This is a genomic window from Georgenia satyanarayanai, from assembly GCF_023715365.1.
Lineage (GTDB): Bacteria > Actinomycetota > Actinomycetes > Actinomycetales > Actinomycetaceae > Oceanitalea > Oceanitalea satyanarayanai_B.
In genome coordinates this window covers 33,414-56,216 of record NZ_JAMBNZ010000018.1, presented here as the reverse complement: position 1 = coordinate 56,216, position 22,803 = coordinate 33,414, and the positions used below count along the sequence as shown (strand labels likewise).

Annotated in this window: 23 protein-coding genes and 1 pseudogene; 6 read left to right on the top strand and 18 right to left on the bottom strand. The window is 73.4% G+C overall.

Annotation, left to right across the window (positions count from 1 at the left end):
• Window positions 1–1,854 precede the first annotated feature (1,854 nt).
• Window positions 1,855–2,013, top strand: a complete 159-nt coding sequence (locus tag M3148_RS16060) for a hypothetical protein (protein WP_251305736.1) — start codon at window positions 1,855–1,857, stop codon at window positions 2,011–2,013.
• 191 nt (window positions 2,014–2,204) lie between these two features.
• On the opposite strand, the gene M3148_RS16055 is transcribed toward M3148_RS16060, so the two are convergent.
• A complete protein-coding gene (locus tag M3148_RS16055; RefSeq protein WP_251305735.1) occupies window positions 2,205–2,657 on the bottom strand; it encodes a hypothetical protein in 453 nt (150 codons plus the stop codon).
• A gap of 246 nt (window positions 2,658–2,903) precedes the next feature.
• Here M3148_RS16055 and M3148_RS16050 point away from each other — a divergent pair, with 246 nt between their 5' ends.
• Both M3148_RS16050 and M3148_RS16045 read left to right on the top strand, forming a co-directional pair.
• Entirely contained in the window at window positions 2,904–3,125 is a 222-nt protein-coding gene (locus M3148_RS16050; RefSeq protein ID WP_251305734.1) for a ribbon-helix-helix domain-containing protein, read from the top strand.
• Entirely contained in the window at window positions 3,125–3,472 is a 348-nt protein-coding gene (locus tag M3148_RS16045) for a type II toxin-antitoxin system PemK/MazF family toxin (RefSeq protein ID WP_285885037.1), read from the top strand. The genes M3148_RS16050 and M3148_RS16045 overlap by 1 nt, the downstream gene beginning before the upstream one ends.
• Window positions 3,473–3,806: 334 nt before the next feature.
• Here the strand turns inward: M3148_RS16045 and M3148_RS18380 are convergent, their stop codons facing one another.
• Both M3148_RS18380 and M3148_RS16035 read right to left on the bottom strand, forming a co-directional pair.
• Window positions 3,807–5,315, bottom strand: a complete 1,509-nt coding sequence (locus M3148_RS18380; protein WP_251305733.1) for a SpoIIE family protein phosphatase — start codon at window positions 5,313–5,315, stop codon at window positions 3,807–3,809.
• Window positions 5,312–6,052, bottom strand: coding sequence for an alpha/beta fold hydrolase (locus M3148_RS16035; RefSeq protein ID WP_251305740.1), 741 nt, complete (start codon window positions 6,050–6,052; stop codon window positions 5,312–5,314). Before M3148_RS16035 ends, M3148_RS18380 begins: the two co-directional genes overlap by 4 nt.
• 233 nt (window positions 6,053–6,285) lie before the next feature.
• Here M3148_RS16035 and M3148_RS16030 point away from each other — a divergent pair.
• A pseudogene (locus tag M3148_RS16030) lies at window positions 6,286–6,500 on the top strand (ABC transporter ATP-binding protein); the annotation flags it as partial.
• Between the two features lie 15 nt (window positions 6,501–6,515).
• On the opposite strand, the gene M3148_RS16025 reads toward M3148_RS16030, so the two are convergent.
• Genes M3148_RS16025 through M3148_RS18045 form a run of 5 tightly spaced genes read right to left on the bottom strand, consistent with a single transcriptional unit; the run spans window position 6,516 to window position 10,563 of the window.
• Complete coding sequence (locus tag M3148_RS16025) at window positions 6,516–7,109, bottom strand: hypothetical protein (RefSeq protein ID WP_251305732.1); 594 nt, start codon at window positions 7,107–7,109, stop codon at window positions 6,516–6,518.
• Complete coding sequence (locus tag M3148_RS16020) at window positions 7,106–8,413, bottom strand: DUF58 domain-containing protein (RefSeq protein WP_251305731.1); 1,308 nt, start codon at window positions 8,411–8,413, stop codon at window positions 7,106–7,108. The genes M3148_RS16025 and M3148_RS16020 overlap by 4 nt, the downstream gene beginning before the upstream one ends.
• Window positions 8,410–9,396: an AAA family ATPase gene (locus M3148_RS16015; protein ID WP_251305730.1), complete on the bottom strand. Its 987-nt coding sequence runs from the start codon at window positions 9,394–9,396 to the stop codon at window positions 8,410–8,412. The genes M3148_RS16020 and M3148_RS16015 overlap by 4 nt, the downstream gene beginning before the upstream one ends.
• Window positions 9,389–9,841, bottom strand: a complete 453-nt coding sequence (locus tag M3148_RS16010) for a hypothetical protein (protein ID WP_251305729.1) — start codon at window positions 9,839–9,841, stop codon at window positions 9,389–9,391. Before M3148_RS16010 ends, M3148_RS16015 begins: the two co-directional genes overlap by 8 nt.
• Window positions 9,838–10,563 (bottom strand): DUF4129 domain-containing protein, encoded by a 726-nt coding sequence (locus tag M3148_RS18045; RefSeq protein ID WP_285885035.1) that lies wholly within the window; start codon window positions 10,561–10,563, stop codon window positions 9,838–9,840. Before M3148_RS18045 ends, M3148_RS16010 begins: the two co-directional genes overlap by 4 nt.
• Window positions 10,564–10,602: 39 nt before the next feature.
• Here M3148_RS18045 and M3148_RS15995 point away from each other — a divergent pair, with 39 nt between their 5' ends.
• Window positions 10,603–11,415, top strand: a complete 813-nt coding sequence (locus M3148_RS15995) for an alpha/beta fold hydrolase (RefSeq protein WP_251305728.1) — start codon at window positions 10,603–10,605, stop codon at window positions 11,413–11,415.
• 429 nt (window positions 11,416–11,844) lie between these two features.
• Here M3148_RS15995 and M3148_RS15990 read toward each other — a convergent pair whose 3' ends face one another.
• The 9 genes from M3148_RS15990 to M3148_RS15950 all read right to left on the bottom strand — a co-directional run bounded on the left by M3148_RS15990 (window position 11,845) and on the right by M3148_RS15950 (window position 20,553).
• Window positions 11,845–12,330: a dihydrofolate reductase gene (locus M3148_RS15990; RefSeq protein ID WP_285885033.1), complete on the bottom strand. Its 486-nt coding sequence runs from the start codon at window positions 12,328–12,330 to the stop codon at window positions 11,845–11,847.
• A gap of 8 nt (window positions 12,331–12,338) precedes the next feature.
• On the bottom strand, window positions 12,339–13,148 hold the full coding sequence (locus M3148_RS15985) for a thymidylate synthase (protein WP_308203261.1): 810 nt from the start codon (window positions 13,146–13,148) through the stop codon (window positions 12,339–12,341).
• Window positions 13,149–13,207: 59 nt separating this feature from the next.
• A complete protein-coding gene (locus tag M3148_RS15980) occupies window positions 13,208–13,657 on the bottom strand; it encodes an Hsp20/alpha crystallin family protein (protein WP_251305726.1) in 450 nt (149 codons plus the stop codon).
• Window positions 13,658–13,785: 128 nt separating this feature from the next.
• Window positions 13,786–14,493, bottom strand: a complete 708-nt coding sequence (locus tag M3148_RS15975; protein WP_251305725.1) for a hypothetical protein — start codon at window positions 14,491–14,493, stop codon at window positions 13,786–13,788.
• Window positions 14,490–14,975 carry an OsmC family protein gene (locus tag M3148_RS15970; RefSeq protein ID WP_251305724.1) on the bottom strand — a complete coding sequence of 162 codons (486 nt, stop codon included), beginning with the start codon at window positions 14,973–14,975 and terminating at the stop codon, window positions 14,490–14,492. The genes M3148_RS15975 and M3148_RS15970 overlap by 4 nt, the downstream gene beginning before the upstream one ends.
• Window positions 14,976–15,319: 344 nt before the next feature.
• Window positions 15,320–17,794 (bottom strand): transglutaminase TgpA family protein, encoded by a 2,475-nt coding sequence (locus M3148_RS15965; protein ID WP_251305723.1) that lies wholly within the window; start codon window positions 17,792–17,794, stop codon window positions 15,320–15,322.
• An 11-nt stretch (window positions 17,795–17,805) separates the two neighbouring features.
• On the bottom strand, window positions 17,806–19,056 hold the full coding sequence (locus M3148_RS15960) for a DUF58 domain-containing protein (protein ID WP_251305722.1): 1,251 nt from the start codon (window positions 19,054–19,056) through the stop codon (window positions 17,806–17,808).
• A complete protein-coding gene (locus M3148_RS15955; RefSeq protein WP_251305721.1) occupies window positions 19,053–20,024 on the bottom strand; it encodes an AAA family ATPase in 972 nt (323 codons plus the stop codon). Before M3148_RS15955 ends, M3148_RS15960 begins: the two co-directional genes overlap by 4 nt.
• Before the next feature lie 31 nt (window positions 20,025–20,055).
• Window positions 20,056–20,553: a DUF2505 domain-containing protein gene (locus M3148_RS15950; protein ID WP_251305720.1), complete on the bottom strand. Its 498-nt coding sequence runs from the start codon at window positions 20,551–20,553 to the stop codon at window positions 20,056–20,058.
• A gap of 77 nt (window positions 20,554–20,630) precedes the next feature.
• Between M3148_RS15950 and M3148_RS15945 the strand changes: the two genes are divergently transcribed.
• Window positions 20,631–22,088, top strand: coding sequence for a sensor histidine kinase (locus tag M3148_RS15945; RefSeq protein WP_251305719.1), 1,458 nt, complete (start codon window positions 20,631–20,633; stop codon window positions 22,086–22,088).
• Here the strand turns inward: M3148_RS15945 and M3148_RS15940 are convergent.
• Window positions 22,085–22,777, bottom strand: coding sequence for a DedA family protein (locus M3148_RS15940; RefSeq protein WP_440136964.1), 693 nt, complete (start codon window positions 22,775–22,777; stop codon window positions 22,085–22,087). The genes M3148_RS15945 and M3148_RS15940 overlap by 4 nt on opposite strands.
• Window positions 22,778–22,803 lie beyond the last annotated feature (26 nt).

Below are 22,803 nucleotides of genomic sequence, written 5' to 3'. Positions count from 1 at the left end.
CCGGAACCGGCGCCCACCCGAGGCGAGACCCGGGCCACTGTCACACCCAACTGACAGAATCGACCTCAGGCCGGCGCTTCACGCAGCTCCCACCGACCACGGCCGCCTCATGAAAGATCCGGGCTAGTGGCCGCCTTGATAATCGGCGTGGCTGGGGTTCTCACCAACGCGGACAGTGCCCACACGTTGACGGACAGCTTCTCGGTCTTCGGATTTGAGGTGGCCGGTACCACCGGAACCCTCTTCCTCTACGGCATCGTGGTGGGTGCGGTTGCAATGCTCGGGATCTGTCCCCTGTGGTCTGGCGCGCGACGCTCCTCACGTAGGGGGCACGCCGCGCGCCGTGGACTCAAAGAGTCACGACGAGAGACCGCTTCAGCCCTTCACGAACGCGACGACATGGTCGATCAGCGAGACGCCGCCCGCGGTGAGAGGTCGACCCGCGCAGACGGGTCCCAGTAGGGGGGCCGAATAACTCCGCTCGCGGCCGATCCGACCGACGTCCCGTGGACCGATCCCGTTGCGAGATGTCACTGCACCGCTGAGTAGGAATGAGCCATCATCCCCCGAGCGGGGTTGTTCCAGGTCTGTTACGGTCGGCCGGTGGTCGTTCCGTCAGAGCGGCGAGCCGCAGCGCCGTGGCTGCGAGACGCTTCGCGTGCGGCCTTCTACCCGGCGGGTCCGATCGGCGATGGCACCGTAGGAGTGACTGAAGTGTAAGAGACTAAACAAAAGAAGAACGCCTGGCTTGTATTGCTAGTCGCCGGATTCCTCTTCATCGGCAGTGGTATCTGGGCGTTCATGAACCCCGACGCGGGGAGGGGCATGGTCCTGCCCCTCGGCCCCACCGCGTTCGGTTTCATTGGCGTCGGTTCGGGCATAGCGATGCTGGTCCAGGCGTTCCGGGCACGGCCGAAACGCTAGGCAGGTGCTGGCTGGAGAGGAGTTCCGCTCCATCCGTGCCGTTCCAGGATCGGTTACCGGGGAACGCAATGTGAGCATCAGGTCGGATCGTGAGACCGGAGCTGGCTGCGTCGGGTAACTTCGTAGCCACTAGGCCGGACACTTTAGGGGCGGCGGCCTGAAGCCGGGGGGGGGGAACGATTGAGCCAGATATCGGAGCGAGGAGGCGACGTGGATCGAGAACCAGAGCGAACGAAACCTCCGACCGTAGTCCTCGTGATATTCATAGGAATGTGGGCCCTGATGGCTGTCATGGGCGCACTATGGTCAGCCTTCGGATCGAATACCGACGGTGGCGTGGTCTATACGGCGGGAGGTTTGGCTTGGGTAATGGCTGGCCTGGCGTATTTGGCCCTCAGAAGGTCTTCGATAACCGCGGCCGTCAGGTGGCCGCTCACTGTCTTGGCATTCGGCGTCGGCGCCGGGCTCGGTTACCTGATCGCTCATGCCTTGATTGGCTAACTGACGTGACAGGTAGCGAGGAGGCACTCGACGTCTAAACGCCTGGACGCCCGGGATGCCTAAGATGACAGTCGAGACTAACGAACAGTGACGTTCGGGATTGGCGTACCCTGAGCCGGTCGAGGATGGGTCAGCGGAACTCCAACACATGGACGCGAGCGGCATGATGGGTAAATGGTCCACGTGACTCGCTTGGTGACGTACGTCGAGGTCGATGACCCTGTCGCTGACCCTCGGCAGCTGTCGGTATCGGCGCACCACGAGGCCGTCCTCATGGAAGGCAGCCGGGTCCTGCTCCTGGCTGACAGAGGCTGGAGCGCCTCGGGCCCGCCCAACATCTGAGCGGCCACTTCGGTCGAGGAGATCGCGGACACGACACGCATGATTGTCGGCCCGGACGAGCCATACGATGGGCACTCGCAGGAGGACATGGAGACAGGCCACTGGGCCTCGCTTGCTGCCGTCCTCCGGCGCCATGGCATTGAGGCGGACGCCCTGGAGTTGAAATGGCTGCCGCACGATGTCGTGCTCGGCGAGCAGTTGCTCGCGCGCATCGGTCATCAGCCGCACGACGGCGTTCAGTTCTGACGCTGCTCCGGGGGTGTGCGTGGCGTCGTCGCACGCGGACCCCGTACTCGTCACGCTCCCCGTGCCGATCCCGTAGCGGGACCCCCTGCGGAACATAGCCGGCCTCCGCTTCGAGGAGGGATTACGACCCGTACGGAGGGACCTGCGGCTGGTTGGTCATGCGGCACGTGCCCGGAGGGATGCTCACGAGCTCACGTGTCAAGGAATCTCCGCAGTCGATCATGGAGTGCTCCGCGGGCGCGTTTGTACGCTTGCTCCTGCACTCTGTGCTGGTCGCCGGGCAGCAGCGTGCCGAGCGCCAAGGTCTCGCGCAGCTCTTCTGCCGCTGGGTCGATGCCCGGCACGAGCAGGGTCAACTCGTCGAGTGCCAGGGTCAGACGATCGTGCGCCTCGGTGTACCGGATCAAGTAGTCCGCCGCCGACATTCCAGCAGCGCTCTCGCCTCCGCGGTGAGTCCAAATGGCATTTCCCCGCATCATTTCCCACGAATCCTGGGCGGCCTTGAGTGCCCTTGCAGCGATGGGCAGCAGTTCCGCACGGCGCCGCGACTCCCTCTGTGTCACGTTGGCCAGGAGTTGTGCGCCGAGCGTCCCCCCGACGCCAAGCACGCCTCCGACGATTACGCCGACTATTGCCGCGTCCACCTGTCCCTCCTCCTCACCGTCTTCATCTGGCCGCAGCCTCGCATGCTGTGCCCCGTCTCGGCGCAGCATGCCAACCGAGAGCGCAACCGCTGTGCTGATAGACGATCGTCCAGCGGGGCGGCCGGCAGCGCTGGCAGTTACACCGGACGCCCCTCGACGCACGCTTTGCGCGCGACGCCCGCGCGTCCATCGCGAGTACGAGAACTGCTCTGTCGACTCGTGGTAGTACTGCGGTAGCATTGCGGTATGAAACTCAGTGTCAGTCTGCCCGAGGAGGATGTGGCAATCCTCGACGAGTACGCCCGCACCGCTGGCCTGCCCTCGAGGTCGGCTGCGTTGCAACACGCTGTGCGGATGCTGCGCTTGCCCGACTTGGAACAGGACTACGAAGCCGCGTGGCAGGAGTGGGAAGCCTCGGGCGATCAATCGGCGTGGGACACGACCGCGGCCGACGGGATCGATCGCTGATGTTGCGCGGTGAGATCCGGCTCGTCGATCTGGAGCCCGTTCGTGGGAGCGAGGCCAACAGTCGTCGTCCTGCGGTGATCGTCAGCAATGACCGGGCGAACGCGACCGCGGCTCGTCTCCGCCGCGGAGTTGTCACCGTGGTGCCGGTCACCAGCAACACCGACCGGATCTTCCCCTTCCAAACCCTCCTGCCCGCAGCCGCGACCGGCCTCCGGCAGGACTCCAAGGCCCAGGCCGAGCAAGTCCGCTCCATCGCAGTCGAGCGCCTCGGCGCCGTCATCGGACGAGCCCCCGCCGACGTCATGGCCCACCTCGACGACGCACTTCGCCTCCACCTGCAGCTGTAAGCCCCGCACGGCAAAAGTGGCGCTGGCCTGGATCCTGGGGACGCTGGCAGTCGGCAAGATCGCTGAAGCGCCAGCAGTCGAGCCGCCCTCCACTTACCCTCCAGATTGAGCCGTCACAGACCGTCACAGACCGGGTAGAGTCGGAGGTGCCAGCGAGGAGACTTCCTCGACAACACAAGCGAATCCGCTGTTTCCCGCGCCGATCGGCGATAGCCGGAAGGCCCTTGATTCGTTCCGGAGGTCGCAGGTTCAAATCCTGCCCCCGCTACCAGGAGAAGGCCCGGACCATCAGGTCCGGGCCTTCTGCGTTCCCCAGGCGCTGGGCACCGGCGGGTCAGGCGGTACCGCGCCAGGTGAGCAGGAGCAGGCAGACGTCGTCGTGGCCCTCCCCGGGCGGGAGCATCCGCTCGGTCACCGTGCGCACCGCCGCGCCCGGCTCGAGCGTCCGGCTCTGCGCGCCCACGGCGACGAGCTCGTCGAGCCGGGTGGGCAGCGGGCGATCGCGCCGCTCCACGAGCCCGTCGGTGTACAGGAGGAGCCGGTCACCCGGGGCGAGGTCCACGGACGCCTCCGGGCGCTCGCTGCCGGGCACGTTGAGCCCGAGGGGCGTGGAGCGCCCGTCCCACACGAGCCGGGGCGTGCCGTCGCGCTCGAGGAGCAGCGGCGGCAGGTGGCCGGCGCAGGCGAAGCGGAAGCGCCCCGTGAGGAGGTCGAGCTCGCCGTAGAGGACGGTGGCGGACGTGGAGTCCGGGACGCGCTGGACGAAGGTGTCCAGAGCGCCGAGCACCCGGGCGGGGCCGACGTCGGGACCGGCGAGCGCGCGGACGGCGCTGCGCAGCTGTCCCATGGCGATGGCGGCGTCCAGCCCGCGGCCCACGACGTCGCCGATGGCGACCCCGAGGACGTCGTCGTCGAGGTGGAAGGCGTCGTGCCAGTCCCCGCCCACCTCGAGGGACTCCACGCCCGGGCGGTACGCCGTCGTCACGTCCACGCGCTCGTCCTGCGGCAGGGGAGCGGTGAGGAGCGCCTGTTGGAGTTGGTGGGAGATCGCGGCGCTGCGGTCGAAGAGACCGGCGCGGTCCAGGGCGGCGCCCGCCTGCTGCCCGACGGCGGTGAGCATGGCGAGGTCCGGTGGCTCGGCGCCGGCGCCGTCGTCGGGCTCGAGAGACAGCACCCCGTGCAGGCCCGACTGCCCGTGGAGCGGGACGAGGACACGGCCGTCGGCGACGACCGCGGCGCGCGGCCACGAGCGCACGGGCAGCGGGCCGGTGCTGCCGGCCTCCTCGCCCGTGCCCGAGTGGGCGATCAGTCGGCCCGCGGGGTCGGTGAGCCAGCACGTCGCCGCGCGTGCGGCGAGGGAGGGGGTGGTGCGCAACAGGGCAGCGGCCACCCCCTCCCGGCCGACCGCGGCCGACAGGGCGGCGGTGACGTCCTGGAGCAGCCGCGTACGTTCGGCGGCGGACTCGGCCTCCTTGCGCGCGGCCAGCAGCTCGCGCTCGTAGCGGGAGCGGTCGCGCGCGCTGGAGACGGAGACCCGCACGCGGCCGTCGGGGGCCGCGACGGCGGTCACGAGCACGGGGACGCGGCCGCCCGGGCCACGCAGCTCGAGCGCCACCTCCTCGGCCCGGCCCTCGACGTGCAGCAGCGGGGACAGGTGGGTCTCCCAGTAGATCCGGCCGCCCACCGAGAGGAGCTGGCTCAGGCGCACCCGCCCGAGCACCTCGCCTGCGGGCCGCCCGGCCCACTGGAGGAAGGTCGCGTTGGCGTCGAGGACCGTGCCGTCGTCAGCCAGGAGGAGCAGGCCGCACGGCGCCTCGTCCCAGGCGGCGGCACGGTCGTTCACGCCGGCAGGTACGCCTTCATCGCCGCGACGAGCTGGTCCGGGGCGCTGAGGTTGGGGCAGTGCCCCACGGCGTCGAGGACGGCGAAGTCGCTGTTGGGAAGGTGGTCGCGGACGTACTCGCCCACCTCCATGGGTGCGATGACGTCCTCGCGGCACTGGACGACGAGCGCGGGCGTGGCGACCTCCGGCAGGTCCGCCCGGTTGTCGGAGAGGAAGGTGGTGCGGGCGAAGCGGCGCGCGAGGACGGGGTCGGTGCGGCAGAAGCTCGCCGTGAGCTCCTCACCGAGCTCGGGGCGGTCGGGCACGCCCATGATGACCGGGGCGATGTGGGCCGACCAGCCGAGGTAGTTGTCGTCCATCGTCTCGAGAAGCTCGTCGATCTCCTCCTGGCTGAAGCCGCCGCGGTAGTCGCCGTCGTCGATGTACCGGGGGCTGGGGCCTACGAGAACGAGCCGGTCGACGAGCTCGGGCCGCGCGCGGGCGGCGAGGAGGCCGATCATCGCGCTCACGGAGTGGCCGACGAGGACGACCGGCCCCGCGTCGAGTGCCTCGATGATCTCGACGACGTCCTGCGCGTAACCCTCGAGGTGGGCGTGGCGGGCGGCGTCGTAGGCGGCCGTGTCGGAGCCACCGGCGCCGACGTGGTCGAAGAGCACCACCCGGTGCGTCGCCTCGAAGTGAGGGACGACGAGGTGCCACATCTGCTGGTCGCAGCCGAAGCCGTGCGCCAGCACCATGGTGGGGCCGTCTGCAGTGCCGCTCACCCGGACGTTGTTGCGCTCGAGGACATCCACGAGGGCGACATTACGGCACGGTGGCCCGCCCCGGACCAGACCGGGGCGGGCAGCGGGAAGAACCGGTCGGCGAGGAAGACGCTCCGCGCCGCGCGCAGCGCGGCCCCCGCGTCGGCTACCTTCTCCCCCGCGCCCCGGAAGGGGGGGGCGCAACCGGCTCGCGTGGCTCCACGCGCGCCCGCGTCCTGCTCACCGACCCGCCGCCGGAGCCGCTCGTCCTCGACGGACGAACGACCTTGACATCCCCACCGTCGACCAGCTCGTCGCCGCCCTGGGCGCCTACCGGGGCGCGCTGCTCGTCGTCAGCCACGACGGCGCCTTCCTCGAGCGGCTGGGCCTGGACGCCGTCGTCCGGCTCACGGTCGGCGGCCGCCTCGCGCGGGCGACCTGACCGGCCCCGCCCCGCCTACGGGCGGGCGCGGAGGTCGCAGACGAGGACCCAGCCAAGGACGGCCAGGCCCGCGACGGCGAGGACGACGAGCCACGGGACGGGGGCGGCGCCGTCGAGCACGAGGGCAAGGACGACGGCCACCTGCGCGAGCGCCTGGACGGCGAGGAACCCGGGCAGCGCGTCGCGCAGGACGGCCACCTCCACCCGCCCGCGCCAGGACACCGCGTCGGCGAGGGCACCGACGCGCAGGGCGGCGTGGCTGAGCGCGGCGAGCAGCACGAGGGCCCACCACGGGCCGGGGGTGAGCGCGCGCATGGCCACGAGGACGGCGACCGTGATCGCGAGCAGCGCGGCGTGCGGGCGCACCGCCACAGCCACGCCGAGCGCCGCCGCCACGGCCAGCTCCGTCGGGCTGCCGGCCACGACCGCGCCGGCGCCGGTGACGAGCGCGAGGAGCGCCGCGCGCAGCACGAGGGCGGGCACGGCTGGGCCGGTGCGCAGCGCCGTCCGTGGCCGCCGGGGCGCCCGCGGGCGCCCGACGGTGAGAGAGCCGTCGGGCCGGGGGAGGGCGGCGCGCACGCGCTCGAGCAGCCGCTGCAGCGGGCTCATCGCGGCGCCCCGTGGCGACGGCGGGCGAGGGTGGCGAGCTGGGCCCGCCCACCGCTGGGCGGTGGACCGTCCGCCGCCCAGCGCACGACCTCCACGCCACCGCGGCGCAGGGTGGTGAGCCGGTCCTCGCGCTGCAGCGAGACCATCCGGTAGGCCATGAGGAGCCGCACCGACATCTGCGCCCCGCGCACCGGCGGCAGCACGTCGACCGCGACCACCCGGTGGCCGGCGTGCCGCCACGTCAGCGCCATCGTCGCCGCCTCGTCGTCGAGGAAGGTCGACAGCACGACGACGAGCGCGCCGGATGGCACCTGCGGCGCGCGTACGCGGGGGCGGGGCGTGCCCTCGGGCGCCGACAGCGCCAGGCGCCGCACGACCCGCTCGAGGTGCCGGCGCCCGCCGCCGGGGCGCACGGGCCGCCGTCGCAGTCCGAGGTCCTCCAGGCCCACGCGGTCGCCCTGCCCGAGGTAGGCCCGCGCGAGGGACGCCGCGGCCTCACGGGCGATGTCGAGGGAGGTGACGTCGCTCGTGAGCACCGCGCGACCGCCGGCCCAGGTCGCGACGTCCGGTCCGACGTCGTCGCGGGAGTCGATGACGAGGACGACGGTCGCCTCCGCGGTCGACTGGGTGCGGCGCACGTACAGGTCCTGCAGGCGCCCGTCCTGGACGCCGCGGCGGGCGCTGGTGCGCCAGTCGATGCGGCGCAGCCGGTCCCCGGCGGTGAAGAGGTTGACGTCGTGGAGCTCCTCGCCGTCCCCGATCCGCCGCGCGGCGTGCGGGCCGACGAGGCCCTGCAGCCGCGGGGGCAGCGGCAGCCGGTCCAGCGGAGGCTGTCCCGGCAGCACGAGGACGGAGGACGGTCCTACCGTGAGGACCTCTCCCGCGGTCACGTGCCCGCTGCCGAGCCCGACGGCGTCGAGGCGGAAGAGCTGGTTCTCCCCGGTGCGCACGCTCGTCGTCGCGAGCGCCACCTCACGGACCTCGCCCGGGAGGAGACGGACGAGACACTCGTCGGGCTCGGTGCCCGGGCTGGAGGAGCGCAGCCGGGCTGCGACGGCACCCTCCGGGGCGCGCAGCAGCGCCGGCGCGCGCAGCTCTGCGCTCGCGGTGAGCTGCCGCGGGGCGCGCACCTGCACCTCCAGCGGGTCCCGCGGACGGCGGGTCCAGCCCCACACCGCGGTGAGGAGCGGCGCGACACCCAGCGCCGCGACGTCGGGGCGCCCGCCGAGCGCGCCCGTGACGAGCACCCCCGCCCCCAGGAGGAGCCCGGCGGTGAGGTGGGTGAGCGGGGTCCAGCGGGTCACCGGGTGCTGGCGGGGCCGGGGACGGAGGACAGCAGGGCGGTGACGACGCTGCTCGGCTGCGTGCCGCCCGCCCACGCCGCCGCGGTGAGGGTGAGGCGGTGCGCGAGGGCGGGCACGGCCACCGCCTTGACGTCCTCGGGGGTGACGAAGTCGCGGCCGTCGAGCACGGCCAGCGCCCGTCCCACGAGGAGCAGCGCCTGGGAGCCGCGCGGGGAGGCCCCGACCTCGACGGCGCTGTGCGTGCGGGTGGCCGCGGCCAGGGCCACGCAGTAGGCGACGACGTCGGGGTCGACGGCGACGGCCTCGACACCCGCCTGCATGGCGAGCAGCTGGTCGGGCGTGACGACCTGGCGGACGTCCGCGCGCTCGCGGCGCCGGTCCAGCCGCCGGTGGAGGACGTCCGCCTCGGCCTCCGCGCTGGGGTAGCCGACGGCCAGGCGCACCATGAAGCGGTCGAGCTGGGCCTCGGGCAGCGGGTAGGTCCCCTCGTACTCGACGGGGTTGGACGTGGCCATGACGTGGAAGGGCTCGGGCAGCGGGAAGCTCGTCCCCTCGACCGACACCTGGCGCTCGGCCATGGCCTCGAGCAGCGCGGACTGCGTCTTGGGCGCGGTCCGGTTGATCTCGTCGGCGAGGAAGATCCCGGTGAAGACCGGGCCGGGGCGGAAGGTGAAGCCCGCCGTCGCCGGGTCGTAGACGTAGGAGCCGGTGATGTCCGCGGGCAGGAGGTCCGGCGTGCACTGCAGCCGCCGGAAGTCCAGGCCCAGCGCGGTCGCCAGGGATCTTGCCGCCAGCGTCTTGCCCAGCCCCGGGACGTCCTCGAAGAGCACGTGCCCGCCCGCGAGCACCGCCGCCAGCGCCAGCCGCAGCGGCTGCGCCATCCCGACGACGGCGGTGCCCACCTCGCGCAGCACGTCACCACCGAGCGTGGCGACCTCGGCGACGGGCAGCGGGGCGGGGATCGGGGTGGGCTGGTCAGTCACGGGGGCTCCGGTTCTCGAGGGCGGTCAGGCAGGCGTCCAGCGCCCTCACGGGCTGGGGCGTCGTGGCGCGCAGGGTGCGCCAGGCACGCTCGCCGAGGTGGGCGCGCACGGCGTCGTCGTCGGCGGGGTCGATGCCGGCGAGGGCGAGGCGGCCGGCGGCGACCTCCCGGAGCTGGCGCAGGCCGCGCTCGCCGACGCGCCCGTCACGGTCGGTGAGCGACCAGGACAGCTGGGAGACCTCGTGGCGGTGGCCGCCGCGCTGCTCAGCGGGCAGCTGGGGCAGGACGTGGTCGCGGCCCAGGTCCCGGTGGCCGACGACGGTCGCGACGACGGCGGTGGCCGCGGCGGCGAGGGCGATGTTGACGCCGTCGAAGCCGATGCCCCACATGGCGACGGCGACGGCGACGACCGCGAGGACGGCGGCCGCGGCCCGGCCACGGCTCACCGCGGCTCCCACGAGGCGGCGAGGCGCTCGAGGCAGCGGCCGGCCTCGGCGACGTCCTCGGCGGTGAGGACGGCATGCGGGGCGAAGCGGGCGCGGTGGTAGAGGCGCAGGAGGCGGCGGGTGGCGTCCGGGTCGGCGCTCGTGGCGTCCAGGACGGCGGTGGTGAGCTCGGTGGGGGTGTCCGAGGGGGCGCGTGCCACGCCCGAGCTTGCCGCGGCGGCCTCGAGCTCGAGCCAGGCGGCGATGACGGCGTCGTCGGGCTCCCCGCGGGAGGCGAGCACCGCGCGGGCGGCGGCCACGCCGCGGCGCAGGGCCGGCAGGTCCGGCTCGGCCTCGACGGCGGTGGGCGCGACGGCGGTGCCGGGGGCCGCTTCGTGGGGCGTGCCGGTGGTGCCCCGGGCGAGTGTCGCCCGGCGCAGCAGCGCCCTGAGCAGGAGGGCGAGGAGGAGGAGGCCGACGGCCGCGAGGATGAGCGTGACGGGGATGCCTCGCTCGGTCGGCTCCGGCGGTGGCTCCTCCTGGGCCTCCTCCGCCGTCGGGGGCGTCGTCTGCTCGACGGGGACGGGGCGCAGCTGCACCTCGCGCGGCGCGACGTGCCACGGCCCGGCGAGGGCGGCCCCGGCGACGACGGCGAGCGCGACGAGCGCCGCGAGGAGCGGCAGGAGCAGCGGGCGATCCGTCCCGGGGGCACGGCGCCGCGCCGTCGCCTGCCGCCCGTTCATGACCTCACCGTATCGGCCGAGGTCCCCTACCGTGGGGACATGGAGCGACGCGTGCGCAGGGGCCGCCTCACCTTCGACGTCCGTGACGAGGGCAGCGGCCCGCCGGTGCTGCTCCTCCACGGCTTCCCGCAGGACTCGACGAGCTGGCGGCACGTCGTGCCACGGCTCCACGCGGCCGGGCTGCGGACGATCACGATGGACCAGCGCGGCTACTCGCCGGGCGCCCGCCCGGCGGCGCGGGCGGCGTACCGGCTGGAGCTCCTCGTCGCGGACGTCGTCGCGGTGCTCGACGACGCGGGCGTGGACCGCGCGCACGTCGTCGGCCACGACTGGGGCGGTGGGGCCGCGTGGATGGCCGGGTCGCGGCACCCGGACCGGGTCGCGTCATTGACAGTCGTCTCGACCCCGCACCCGGCGGCGCTCACGGCGTCGCTCCTGCGCTCGGACCAGGCGCTGCGTTCCTCCTACATGGCCTTCTTCCAGCTGCCGGGACTGCCCGAGCGCGTCCTGCGCACCCGCCTGGAGCGGATGCTCGTCTCGGCCGGGCTGCCGGCGGAGCAGGCCAGGCACTACCAGGAGCGGATGCGTGAGCCGGGGGCGGCGCGCGGTGCGCTCAACTGGTACCGCGGCGTGCCGCTGAGCCGGGAGGGGGCCGGACGCGTCGGGGTGCCGACGACGTACGTGTGGGGCGAGGCGGACCCCTACCTCGGCCGCCGGGCCGCCGAGCTCACCAGCGACTACGTGTACGGCGACTACGAGTTCCTCCCGCTGCCCGGTGGGCACTGGCTGCCCGAGCTGAGCCCCGACGCGGTCGCCGACGCCGTCGTCCGGCGGGTCGCCTCCGCGTCCTGACCTGGCACGGCGTCCTCGTGCGGTGGCCGGGCCCGCCGGGACAGGGCCGCCTCCTGGTCGAGCGCACGCGAGAGTGACGACCGCGGGTGAAACGACGCCCGCGGTCGTCAGTTTCACCTGCGGTCGCCGGCTGGGGGGTCTGCGGTCGCGGACCGGGCTGCGGCGGCCGCAAGGAGGGGCGCGCTCGCGCTCAGACGACGGACATGGACAGCAACGGCTCCGCCGTCATCGAGGGAACGGGTTCACGTGCTCGGCCAGGATCCCGCCCGCGGTGACGAGGCCTGGCGCGCCGACATAGGCGTCGTGCTCCAGTCCTGGCGTGACCACGGCCGGGGAGTACGCCCCGAGCCGGCACCTCGCCCCGCGGATCGTCGCGCTCGAGTTCGTCTTCTCCCTCGAGCCCTTCCCGCGGATCGGGCCGGGCTGAGGTCAGGGCCGGCGGTAGGTGAGGATGCGGAAGCGCATGCCGTTCTCGGCGACGTGCCAGCCGCCGTCGTCGGGGTCCTGCTCGCGGACCTGCCACTCCGGGCCGATCGGGGGCGCGTACGTGTCGCCCTCGACCGCGTGGTCGATCTCGGTGACGACGAGGAGGTCGGCGTGGGCGATGGCCGCCTCGTAGACCTGGGCGCCGCCGCAGATCCACGCGTTCTCACCGGCGACGAGCTCGAGCGCGGCGGTGAGGTTGTCGACCACCTCGGCGCCCGGCGCCTCGAAGTCGGGGTTGCGGGTGAGGACGACGTTGCGTCGCCCGGGCAGCGGGCGGATCTTCTCCGGCAGCGACTCCCACTGCCGACGGCCCATGACGACGGCGTCACCCGCGGTCGTGTTGCGGAAGTGGCGCAGGTCCTCGGGCAGGTGCCAGGGGAGGTCGTTGTCGCGGCCGATGACGCGCTCGTGGGCCTGGGCCCAGATCATCCCGAGGGTCATACCGCCACCGGCGCCTTGATCGCGGGGTGGTGCTCGTAGCCGTGGACCGCGACGTCCTCGTAGGTGTACTCGAAGAGTGAGGGCGCCTTCCGCAGCTCGAGGCGGGGCAGCGGGTAGGGCTCGCGGGAGAGCTGCTCGCGGACCTGCTCGACGTGGTTGTCGTAGACGTGGCAGTCCCCGCCCGTCCACACGAAGTCCCCGACCTCGAGGCCCACCTGCTGGGCCACCATGTGGGTGAGCAGGGCGTAGGAGGCGATGTTGAACGGCACGCCGAGGAACAGGTCCGCCGAGCGCTGGTAGAGCTGGAGGGAGAGGCGCCCGTCGGCGACGTAGAACTGGAAGAAGGCGTGGCAGGGGGCCAGCGCCATCGCGTCGAGGTCCGCGACGTTCCACGCGGAGACGATCATCCGGCGCGAGTCGGGGTTGCTGCGCAGGGTCTCGAGCACCTGGGAGAGCTGGTCGACGTGCCCGCCGTCCGGCGTGGGCCACGAGCGCCACTGGTAGCCGTAGATCGGGCCGAGCTCGCCGTCGTCGGCGGCCCACTCGTCCCAGATGTGCACACCCCTCTCCTGGAGGGGGCGGGCGTTGTGCTCACCGCGCAGGAACCACAGCAGCTCCTCGACCACGCCGCGGAGGAAGACCCGCTTGGTCGTGACGAGGGGGAAACCGGCCCGCAGGTCGAAACGCATCTGGTGGCCGAAGACGCTGCGCGTGCCGGTCCCGGTGCGGTCGGACTTCGGCGTGCCGTGCTCGAGCACGTGCCGCAGGAGGTCCTCGTAGGGGGTCGGGATGAGCGGTGTGGTCACCGCGCCATGGTAAGCCGAAGGGCCGCCGTCCGGTCCGGACGGCGGCCCTGTGCGCCACGTCAGACGGTGGCGGGCTCCTGCTCGCTCTGCTCGCTCTGCTCGATGGTGCGCGGGGTGTGCGCGACCTGGATCTTGCGCGGCTTGGCCTCCTCGGCCACCGGGATCGTCAGGGTGAGCACGCCATCGGCGTAGTCGGCGTCGATGCGGTCGACCGCGAGCCCGGTGCCCAGCGCCAGCTGGCGGGCGAAGGTACCGGTGGGCCGCTCGTGGGAGAGCCACTGGACGTCCTCGCCGTCCATGCTCGTGCGCTCGGCGCGGACGGTGAGCGTGCGGTCCTCGACGTCGATGTCGATCGTCTGCGGGTCCACGCCCGGCAGGTCGATCTGCGCGACGAAGGTCTCGCCGCGGCGGTAGAGGTCCAGCGGCATCGCCGTGGCGGCGGGGGCCTGCCGGAGCACCGTGTTGAACATGCGGTCCATCTCGCGGAACGGGTCGGTGAAGTGAGCCATCTCAGTCCCTCCTTCTCGGTCAGGCACCCGATCCGACCGGGCGCCGTTGACTCGATTCTGGCACTCGACGAGGGAGAGTGCCAGAATCGTTCACCAAGGGCGAAAGAGTTGAGTGTGCCTGACTCAACTCAGGCGTTGACCTGCGGCAATGTCGCGTCCGCGGGCACCGGCCCGAAGGCGTCCCGCGACCCGGTGACGACCTGCCCGGCCAGCCGGCGGCCGACGAACCAACCCACGACGGCGCCGATGCCGAAGGGGGCGAGCCGTCCGAGCATCATGGCGCCGCCCTTCGCCGCCGCCGCGCGCACGAGGCGACGGGAGAGGCCCTTGTTGGCGGCGCGGACCGTACCGAGCGGCAGGCGGGTGAGCAGGCCGCGCCCCCAGTAGAGGGTGCTCACGCCGAGCTCGCCGTGGAGTGCGTGGGCACCGTCCTGTCCGAGGAGCGCGGCGAGCAGCATGGTGCGCCGGCGGGCGACGTCCTCGACGTCCACCCCGTGCACGTGCGCGACCGCCCCGACGAAGGTCGTGCTCGCGCGCAGATAACTGCCGAGGTTGGCGGCGGTGAGCAGTGCGGCGACGCCCGTGCCGACGCCCGGCACGGCCGCGGTGAGTCCGACGGCGGCGCTCAGCAGGCTCACGCGGCGCCGGTAGCGCCGCTCGAGGAGGGCGACGACGTCGGCCGGCGAGGCTCCGGGGTTGGCGGCGGCGACCTTCTCGGCGAGCGCCCGGGACCGGCCGGCCCCGCTGGCGAGAGCCTTCTCCACGCGTCGCTCGAGAGCGTTGGCGGCGGGCTCGGCCCCGCCGACGCCCTCCGAGGAGGGGCGGCGGCGGCTCACGCCTGGCCCCGCAGCGGCTCGTGGGCGATGGCGACGTCGTAGGCGGCGCCGGCCTTGAGGGTGCGCCCCACGGTGCACTGGCGCCCGGAGGTGCGCTCGACCCGCTCGGTGAGCGTTGAGCGCTTCTCCTCGTCGAGCTCGGCGAGGTCGAGGAGGAGCTCCACGTCGAGGTGCCCGTAGCGGTTCTCGTCCTCCACGCCGGTGGACGAGACGCCGACGACGGCGGGGAAGTCGTCGCCGAGCCGGCTGCGCAGGACGTGGTCGGTGGACAGCGCGGTGCACGCCGCGAGGGCGATCTTGAGCAGCTCGCCGGGGGAGAAGACCCCCTCGGCGTCGCCGCGGCCGATCCGCACCTGCGCGCCACGGCCGTTGTAGGCGATGTACTCAGGGCCGCCCTGGCGCTCGGCCCAGAGGGCGCGCGCAGGCGAGATGTTCTCCTCGGGGGTGCGGGTCGGCTCGTCCGGCGTCGTCGTGTCCGTCATGTCCCGATCGTGGCACGGCCCGCCGACAGCGGCGACGGGGCGGTCGGTCGGCCGTGGGCGCTATCCGGCTCTCCGGGAGCCCCGTGTGCTGAGAGCCGGATTCTCCGGGAGCCCCCGTGTGCTGAGAGCCGGATTCTCCGGGAGCCCCCGTGTGCTGAGAGCCGGATTCTCCGGGAGCCCCCGTGTGCTGAGAGCCGGATTCTCCGGGAGCCCCCGTGTGCTGAGAGCCGGATTCCTCCGGGAGCCCGCGTGTGCCGAGAGCCGGATTCCTCCGGGGGTGGAGCGCGCTGCGCGGCCGAGAAATCCGGCTGTCGGCGGTGGGGCTCGCGGGGGAGGGACGCCGGTCAGCGGACGGCGGGGCGGGGGCGGCGGCCGGGGAGCAGGGTGCCGAGCTGGGCGCGTCCGCCCGCGGGCAGCAGGGTCGCGAGGAGACGGCGACGGCGGGTCACCCGCGCGCGCTGCCACGCCACCACCTGTCGCACGTCCTCACGCATCGAGCCGAGCTCGGGGGGCTGCCCGGCGTACCGGGCCGACTCGAGCCGGTCGGTCGCCCGCTCCAGCGCCTCTCTCGTCGGGATGTCCGGCGCGATCTCGCGCGCGTAGTGGTCGCGCAGGGCCCGAGGCGTCGCAGCGGCCGGCGGGGACACGCCGAGGTCGGCGAGGCCGTCGACGAGCACGGCCCACTCGCCCTCGACCTGCGCGGCGGGGCTCCGCCCGCGGCGGGACCGCCAGCGCTGCCAGCGGCCGGCGAGGGGCACGACCGACGCGAGGGCGAGGACGGCGGCGAGTCCCAGCACCGTCCACCCGATCACCTCGGCGTGCCGCTCGAACCAGCCCTCCTCGCCGCTGCCGCCCGCCCCGCCGGCGCTGTCAGGCAGTGCTGGGGAGACGGTCGGCTCCTCGGTCGTGGGCACCTCCTGCGGGGTGGGGACGGCCTGCTGCTGGCCCTCGGTGGCGAAGGTGGGTGCGGTGCCGCTGCGCTGGCCCGGCGTGGGCTCGAAGCGCGTCCACCCGAGACCGGTGATGAAGAGCTCGGGCCACGCGTGCGCGTCGCTCGCCACGACGGTGCGGGTGCCGTCCAGGCCGCGCGAGCCGGGGAGGAACCCGACGGCGAGCCTGGCGGGGATGTCCTGGGCCCGCGCGAGCATGACCATCGCGGTGGCGAACTGCGTGCAGTAGCCCTGCTTGGTCGCCAGGAAGTGGGAGATCGGGTCGAGCGGCCGCCCGTCCGGGCTCGCGACGGGGTCGGCGAGGGTGAGGGAGTAGGTGAACTCCGGGCTGCGCAGGTAGCGCTGGATCTCCAGCGCGATGTCGATCTGGTTCGTCCGGTCACCGGCGAGCTCGGCGGCAAGCTCTCGCACCACGCCCCCGGAGGTCGGGTCGACGGCGAGCGTGCTCGGTCCGCCGTACCAGAACGTCCGTTCCACGCTCCCGTCCGCGTGCTCGACCATCGTCGTGCCGTCGCTGAGGTAGCTCTCGTACCGGCCGTCCGGGTACATCGTCGCGACGGTCATCCCGTCGGGGGCCGTGATGAAGACAGCGCCGTCCTCGGTGGTCTCCTCGACAAGGGCGTCCGGGGGGTACCGGTCGGCCAGCGGCTCGGGTGGTGCGCCGACCTCCGCCGGCAGGGTCTCGAGCGCCGCCATCTCCTTGTACTGGACCTCGTAGGTCCCGGGGGCGGAGTCGACGTGCATGGCCTCGGTGAGCAGGTCCCAAGTCCACCCGACCTCACCGAGGTCGACCTCGGACGGCGGGTAGGGCATGGCCAGCTGCGGGGCGCGCATGCCGTTCTGGACGACGGTCATCGTCCGCGGCGTCGACTCGATCCCTGCCCCCGAGAAGATCAGCGCGCTCATCGGGTTGACGGAGGGCTGCAGGAACGGCCCGGAGGTCGCGTCCCCCACCGGCAGCCACTGACCGTCGGCGTAGGTCAGGCTGGCCGTCACCCGCAGCGGCGGCGGCGAGCTGTCCTCGGTCCGGAAGCGGATGACCGGCGCGTTGGAACGGTCGGCGAGGTCCTGGCTGAGGTCGAGGGTGTCGGTAAAGCTCACCGTGCCGGGCGCGCCCTCGCCCGAGCGGCCGTCGACGAGGACGGTTGGCGGCAGGTGCGGCAGCATGCCGGGGAGCACGACGGCGAGGACGAGGGCCGACAGACCCATGACCCGCGCCGTCACGCCCAGCCGGTGATGGGTGCCGCGGGCGGCAACGACGCGGTCGACGCTCACTGCGGCGCCGGGCCGGTCCTCCCACTCCTCGAGCCGCGCGCGGCCCTGCTGGGAGAGGAGCACGAGCCAGGCGGCCGCCCCGATGAGGAAGTAGCGCGGGTCAAGCGCCTGGCCCGAGCCGGAGGCCGCGCCCGCGGAGACGAGGAGGAGCGGGACACCGGCGAGCGCGCCCGCCCGGAACGTCACCCCGAGCGCCTCCACCACGAGCGCGAGCGCGGCGATCGAGCCGAGGACGACGAAGGTGAGCCCGGGCGTCGCGGGCGCAGGGACGGAGTAGGTCTGGATCGTGAGGACGCCCTCGCGCACGAGAGCGCTCATCGCGACGAGCGTGGACTCGTCGGGCGGCCGGTGCTGGTGCGCCCAGCCCGCCAGCCCGCCGAGGAGCGCCAGCACCTGGGCGAGGAGGACGAGCCAGGCCGGCACCCGCGCCATGCGCACGAGGGAGCCGGCGGCGACGACGAGCAGCAGCACCCCGAACAGCGGCCCGATCCACGGCCGGGTCGAGACGAGCTCGCCCAGCGGCCAGGACACGGCGACCAGCGCCGTCACGGCGAGGGCGGACTCCACCCACCGGCCGCGGAGCAGGGCGGTCACCCAGGGGTCGTTCACCGCAGGCCTGCCAGGTCGGCGCGCCGTCCGCGCGCGGGCGGGACAGCGGCGGCCCACACGTCCGCGACGGCGTCGCCGTCCCGGACGGTCCGCGTGCGCCAGCCGGCCGCGGTGAAGATCGGCACGAGCTCGCCGTCGCCGCGGGCGGACCAGCCGCGCACCTCGGGGTCGTCGGCGAAGGAGGTGGTGTCGAGGACGAGCGCGACCCCGAGGCTGCCGGGGGAGCGGACGCCCGGGACGGCGAGGACGGCCTCGGGGTCGTGGTCGGCGACGACCGCGACGACGACGGCGCCGTCCGCCGTCAGCGCGTGCGCGTCACGGACGTAGGGGGTGAGGGCGTCCGCGGTCGGCTCGACGAGCGCGAGGGCCCGCAGGACGGTGAGGAGGTCGGTGCGGCCCGGCTCCCCGGCCCCCACGACGTGCACCGCGTAGCCGTCCTCGCCGAGGTGGACGGCCAGGGAGGCGACGGCGCGCACCGCCCACTCGAAGGCCTCGTGGGCGTCCCCGTAGGCACCGGCCCGGGCGTCGAGGAGCAGGACGGCGCGGCGGCGGGCGGGACGGTCCTCCTGGCGGACCATGAGCTCACCGCGGTGGGCGGTCGTGGGCCAGTGGACGCGCCGCAGGTCGTCACCGTCGCGGTAGGCGCGGATGCTCACGTCGTCCTCGCCGTGGAGCGCGACCATGTGGGGGACCTGGCCCTCGCGGCCCAGGCCGCCGCCGTGGACCCGATTCGGTCCCAGCGGCTCGATGCGGGGCAGCACGAGGAGCTGGCCCTCGCCGGGCAGCTGGACGCTCGCCGTCGTCATCCCGAAGGGGTCGCGTCGCTCGAGGTGCAGCGGCCCGAGCCGGTGGGCGCCGCGGGAGGGGGAGGCGACGCGGTAGCGCACGGTGTGGCGCTCGCCGGGGTCCATGCGCGGCAGCAGGAAGTGCGGGCCGGTGCCGAGCAGCGCGTCCAGCTCCTCCTCGGCCACCTGGACCGGGGTGAGGCGGGTACCGCGCCCACGCAGGACGAGCTCGACCTGCGCCGGCTGCTCGGGGGCCACGAGCGCCGGTGAGACGAGCCGCTGGAGGGCCACGGGCGGCGCCGGCCGCCACCCGGCGACGACGGCGAGCACCGGCAGCCCGGTGACGAGGACACCGGCCCGGGTGATGTCCGGGTACCCGAGCAGCGTCCCGAGCGCGACGACGACGACCCCCAGCGCGAGGAAGACCTGCCCCCGGCCGGTGAGACGCGGGCGTCGGCTCATCGCGCCCCCACGGGGACGGGCACCTCGCCGAGGAGGCCGGCGACGACCTGCTCGGGCGTCTCGCGGGCGAGCTGGGCGTCGTTGCTGAGGATGACGCGGTGGGCGAGGACGGGGACGGCGAGCACCTGGACGTCGTCGGGCAGGACGAAGGTGCGCCCGTCGAGGGCCGCATGGGCGCGGGCGGCGCGCACGAGGTGGAGGGCCGCGCGCGGGGAGATCCCCAGGCGTAGGCGCGCGTGGCGCCGGGACGCGGTGGCGAGGTCGACGACGTACTGGAGGACGGCGGGGCTCGCGTAGATCGTGCGGACCGCGCCCACCAGCCGCGCGACGGTGAGCGCGTCGGTGACCGGCCGCAGCGCGGAGAGGGGATCGGTGCGTGAGTGCGCGCCGATCATGTCGAGCTCGGCGGCGGGGTCGGGGTAGCCCATCTCGATGCGCGCCATGAAGCGGTCGCGCTGCGCCTCGGGCAGCGGGTAGGTGCCCTCCATCTCGATGGGGTTCTGCGTCGCCATCACCATGAACGGCTCCTCGAGCCGGTAGGTCGTGGCGTCGACCGTCACCTGGCCCTCGGCCATCGCCTCGAGCAGCGCCGACTGCGTCTTGGGCGAAGCGCGGTTGATCTCGTCCCCGACGACGACGTTGGCGAACACCGCGCCGGGCCGGAACTCGAAGGTGCGGGCGTCCTGGTTGAAGACGCTGACGCCGGTGACGTCGCTGGGCAGCAGGTCCGGGGTGAACTGGATGCGCTGGACGCTGCAGTCGATGCTCCGTCCCAGCGCCTTGGCGAGCATGGTCTTGCCGACGCCGGGCACGTCCTCCACGAGGAGGTGGCCCTGGGCGAGCAGGACGGTGACCACCGTCCGGACGACGTCGTCCTTGCCGGCGATGACGCTCGACATGGCGGCCTCCACCCGGTGGGCGACCTCCTGGAGCTCCTCGAGTTCGTTCACCACTTGATCCTCCCCCATGGTCCGCGGGCCGGGGGATGGATCGGGTGGCTCACCTGCCGGCGAGAAAGTCCAGCCCGATGGAGCGCTCGACGGCGAGGACCTGGTCCACGGCACCGGCGGCGGCTTTCTCGATGGGCTTGCCGAAGAACGGGACGGAGGCGGTGATGTCCCCCGAGAACGACTGCACCGTCCCGCCGTCCGGGCCGGGCTGCAGGGACATGCGTCCGATGACGCGGACGGGGGCGCCGGCGATGTCGAGGGACAGGGTGCCGGTGCGGGTGCGGTCCGGGTGCGGGGCCTGCCAGGCCTCCACGAGCCGCACGTCCAGGCTCTGGCCCACGAGCGAGCGGAAGGAGGAGGGAACCTGGTCGGTGGGCATCTGCCGGCGGGTGGTGACGGTGAAGGCCTCACCCTCCCAGATGACCTCCTGGGTGGAGTCGAGCGCACCGGAGGCGGCGATCTTGCGTCGGACGAACTCCTCATCGGCGAGCATCGCGGCCACCGTGTCCATGTCGGCGGGGTAGTCGATCGTCGCGTCGAACCGCACGTTGCTCCTTCAGTCGCCAGGGGTCCCAGCGTAACCGGGACCGGCGACGGCGCACGGGCGGGCTATACGCTGACCGGGTGTCGACGCTCAGCGAACTCATCCAGGACCGCTCACGGCTCGACCCGCACAGCATCGAGCGGCTGCACCAGCTCGTCGGTGACTGGCAGGTCGTCTCCGACCTCTCCTTCGCGGACCTCCTCCTGTGCATCCCGCTGGGCGAGGAGGACTTCCTCATCGTCGCCCACTGCCGCCCCTCGACCGGTGCGACCGTCTACTACGAGGACGTCGTGGGCCGGCTCATCCCCGCCGGTCGCCGCCGCCTGCTGCGCCAGGCCATGGAGCGCCAGGTGCCGGTGCGCGCCACCGAGCCGCGCTGGATCGGCTCCCACGCGGTCCGCGAGGACGCCGTGCCCGTCGTCCACGAGGGACGCACCATCGCCGTCATCTCCCGGCAGGCCAACCTCGGCATCACCCGCACCTCCAGCCGCCTGGAGCTCAACTACGTCGAGGCGGCAGACGCGATCTGCGCGATGATCGCGCGCGGGGAGTTCCCCCAGCCCGGCTCGCCCACCGGCTCCCGGCGCGGGGCGCCGCGCGTGGGCGACGGGCTGTTCCGGCTCGGCCTGGACGGCGAGGTCCTCTACGCCAGCCCCAACGCCCTCTCGTGCTTCCACCGTCTCGGGGTCATCGGCGACCTCACCGGCAAGCTCCTCGTCGAGGCCGTCACCGACGTCATGGACGGCGCGAGCCCGGTGGACGAGTCGCTGCCCGTCGTCATGACCGGCAAGGCGGCGTGGCGCTCGGAGATCGACGCGCACGGCGTCGTCGTCTCCTTCCGCGCCATCCCGATCACGGAGAACGGGCAGCGTCGTGGGGCGGTGCTCCTGTGCCGCGACGTCACCGAGGTGCGCCGCCAGGAGCTGGAGCTGCTCACCAAGGACGCGACCATCCGGGAGATCCACCACCGGGTGAAGAACAACCTCCAGACGGTGGCCGCGGTCCTGCGGCTCCAGTCGCGCCGCTCGAGCAGCGCGGAGGTGCGCGACGCGCTCGGCGAGGCGATCCGGCGGGTGTCGACCATCGCCCTCGTCCACGACATGCTGTCCCAGATCATCGACGAGATCGTCGACTTCGACGCCCTCTTCGTGCGGGTGCTGCGCCTGTCCGCGGACGTCGCGGCGGGGGAGGGGCACGTGCGCACCGAGGTGGGCGGCAGCTTCGGTCAGGTCCCGGCCGACGACGCGACGGCGCTCGCCGTCGTCCTCACCGAGCTCGTCACCAACGCCGTCCAGCACGGTCTGGGCCCGACCGGCGGCACCGTCGTCGTCACCGCCCAGCGCGAGGGGGAGCAGCTGGACGTCGTGGTGCGCGACGACGGCGCGGGCCTCGCCGAGGGCAGCGTCCTCAGCGGCCTGGGCACCCAGATCGTCTCGACGCTCGTGCGCGGGGAGCTCGGCGGCACTATCGACTGGCGCCCGGCCCCCGGCGGCGGGACGGAGGTCGTGGTCCGGGCGCACATCGCCGACGCGCGCTAGTCCGCGGCGCGCTCCTTGCGGCGCTGCCGACGCGTGCGGTCGCGGCTTCCGGTGCGGCTCCACACGAACCACGTGACGGCGCCGACGACTCCGGCGATGACGATCCACTGGAGGATGCCGGTGTACTGCTCGACGACGTGCCAGTTCTCGCCGAGCAGGTAGCCGGCGCCGACGAGCAGGGTGTTCCAGATGGCCGAGCCCGCCGTCGTCAGCCCGAGGAACACGGGCAGCGGCATACGCTCGATGCCCGCGGGGATCGAGATGAGGCTGCGGAAGATCGGCAGCATGCGACCGAAGAAGACGGCCTTGGGGCCGTGGCGGTCGAACCAGCGCTCGGTGTCGTCGATGTCCCCGGCGTCCACGAGCGGCAGCCGCTCGGCGATCGCCTTGAGCCGGTGGATGCCGAGGCTGGCGCCGAGCCCGTACAAAGCGAGGGCGCCGACGACGGAGCCGAGGATCGTCCACAGGATGACGCCGACGAGCGAGAGCTCGCCCTGGCTCGCGGTGAAGCCGGCGAGCGGGAGGATGACCTCGCTCGGGATCGGCGGGAAGAGGTTCTCGAGCGCGATCGCGAGCGCGGCTCCCGGCCCGCCCAGGGTCTCCATGAGGTTGACGGCAAAGTCGGTGACCCCGCCGAAGAGGCCGCCGTCGCCAGAGACGGAGGAGGCCCCCGGTGCCGCAAGGGGCACCGGGGGCCTGCTCAGCAGTGCGGTGA

Coding starts and splice junctions, on each gene's coding strand:
- M3148_RS15955 (WP_251305721.1), bottom strand. CDS start 20,024: ATGGGGGAGGATCAAGTGGTGAACGAACTCGAGGAGCTCCAGGAGGTC.
- M3148_RS16060 (WP_251305736.1), top strand. CDS start 1,855: ATGGAGACAGGCCACTGGGCCTCGCTTGCTGCCGTCCTCCGGCGCCAT.
- M3148_RS15970 (WP_251305724.1), bottom strand. CDS start 14,975: ATGACGGACACGACGACGCCGGACGAGCCGACCCGCACCCCCGAGGAG.
- M3148_RS15990 (WP_285885033.1), bottom strand. CDS start 12,330: ATGATCTGGGCCCAGGCCCACGAGCGCGTCATCGGCCGCGACAACGAC.
- M3148_RS16025 (WP_251305732.1), bottom strand. CDS start 7,109: ATGAGCCCGCTGCAGCGGCTGCTCGAGCGCGTGCGCGCCGCCCTCCCC.
- M3148_RS16035 (WP_251305740.1), bottom strand. CDS start 6,052: ATGGTGCTGGCGCACGGCTTCGGCTGCGACCAGCAGATGTGGCACCTC.
- M3148_RS15980 (WP_251305726.1), bottom strand. CDS start 13,657: ATGGCTCACTTCACCGACCCGTTCCGCGAGATGGACCGCATGTTCAAC.
- M3148_RS15995 (WP_251305728.1), top strand. CDS start 10,603: ATGGAGCGACGCGTGCGCAGGGGCCGCCTCACCTTCGACGTCCGTGAC.
- M3148_RS15960 (WP_251305722.1), bottom strand. CDS start 19,056: ATGAGCCGACGCCCGCGTCTCACCGGCCGGGGGCAGGTCTTCCTCGCG.
- M3148_RS18045 (WP_285885035.1), bottom strand. CDS start 10,563: ATGAACGGGCGGCAGGCGACGGCGCGGCGCCGTGCCCCCGGGACGGAT.
- M3148_RS16050 (WP_251305734.1), top strand. CDS start 2,904: ATGAAACTCAGTGTCAGTCTGCCCGAGGAGGATGTGGCAATCCTCGAC.
- M3148_RS16045 (WP_285885037.1), top strand. CDS start 3,125: ATGTTGCGCGGTGAGATCCGGCTCGTCGATCTGGAGCCCGTTCGTGGG.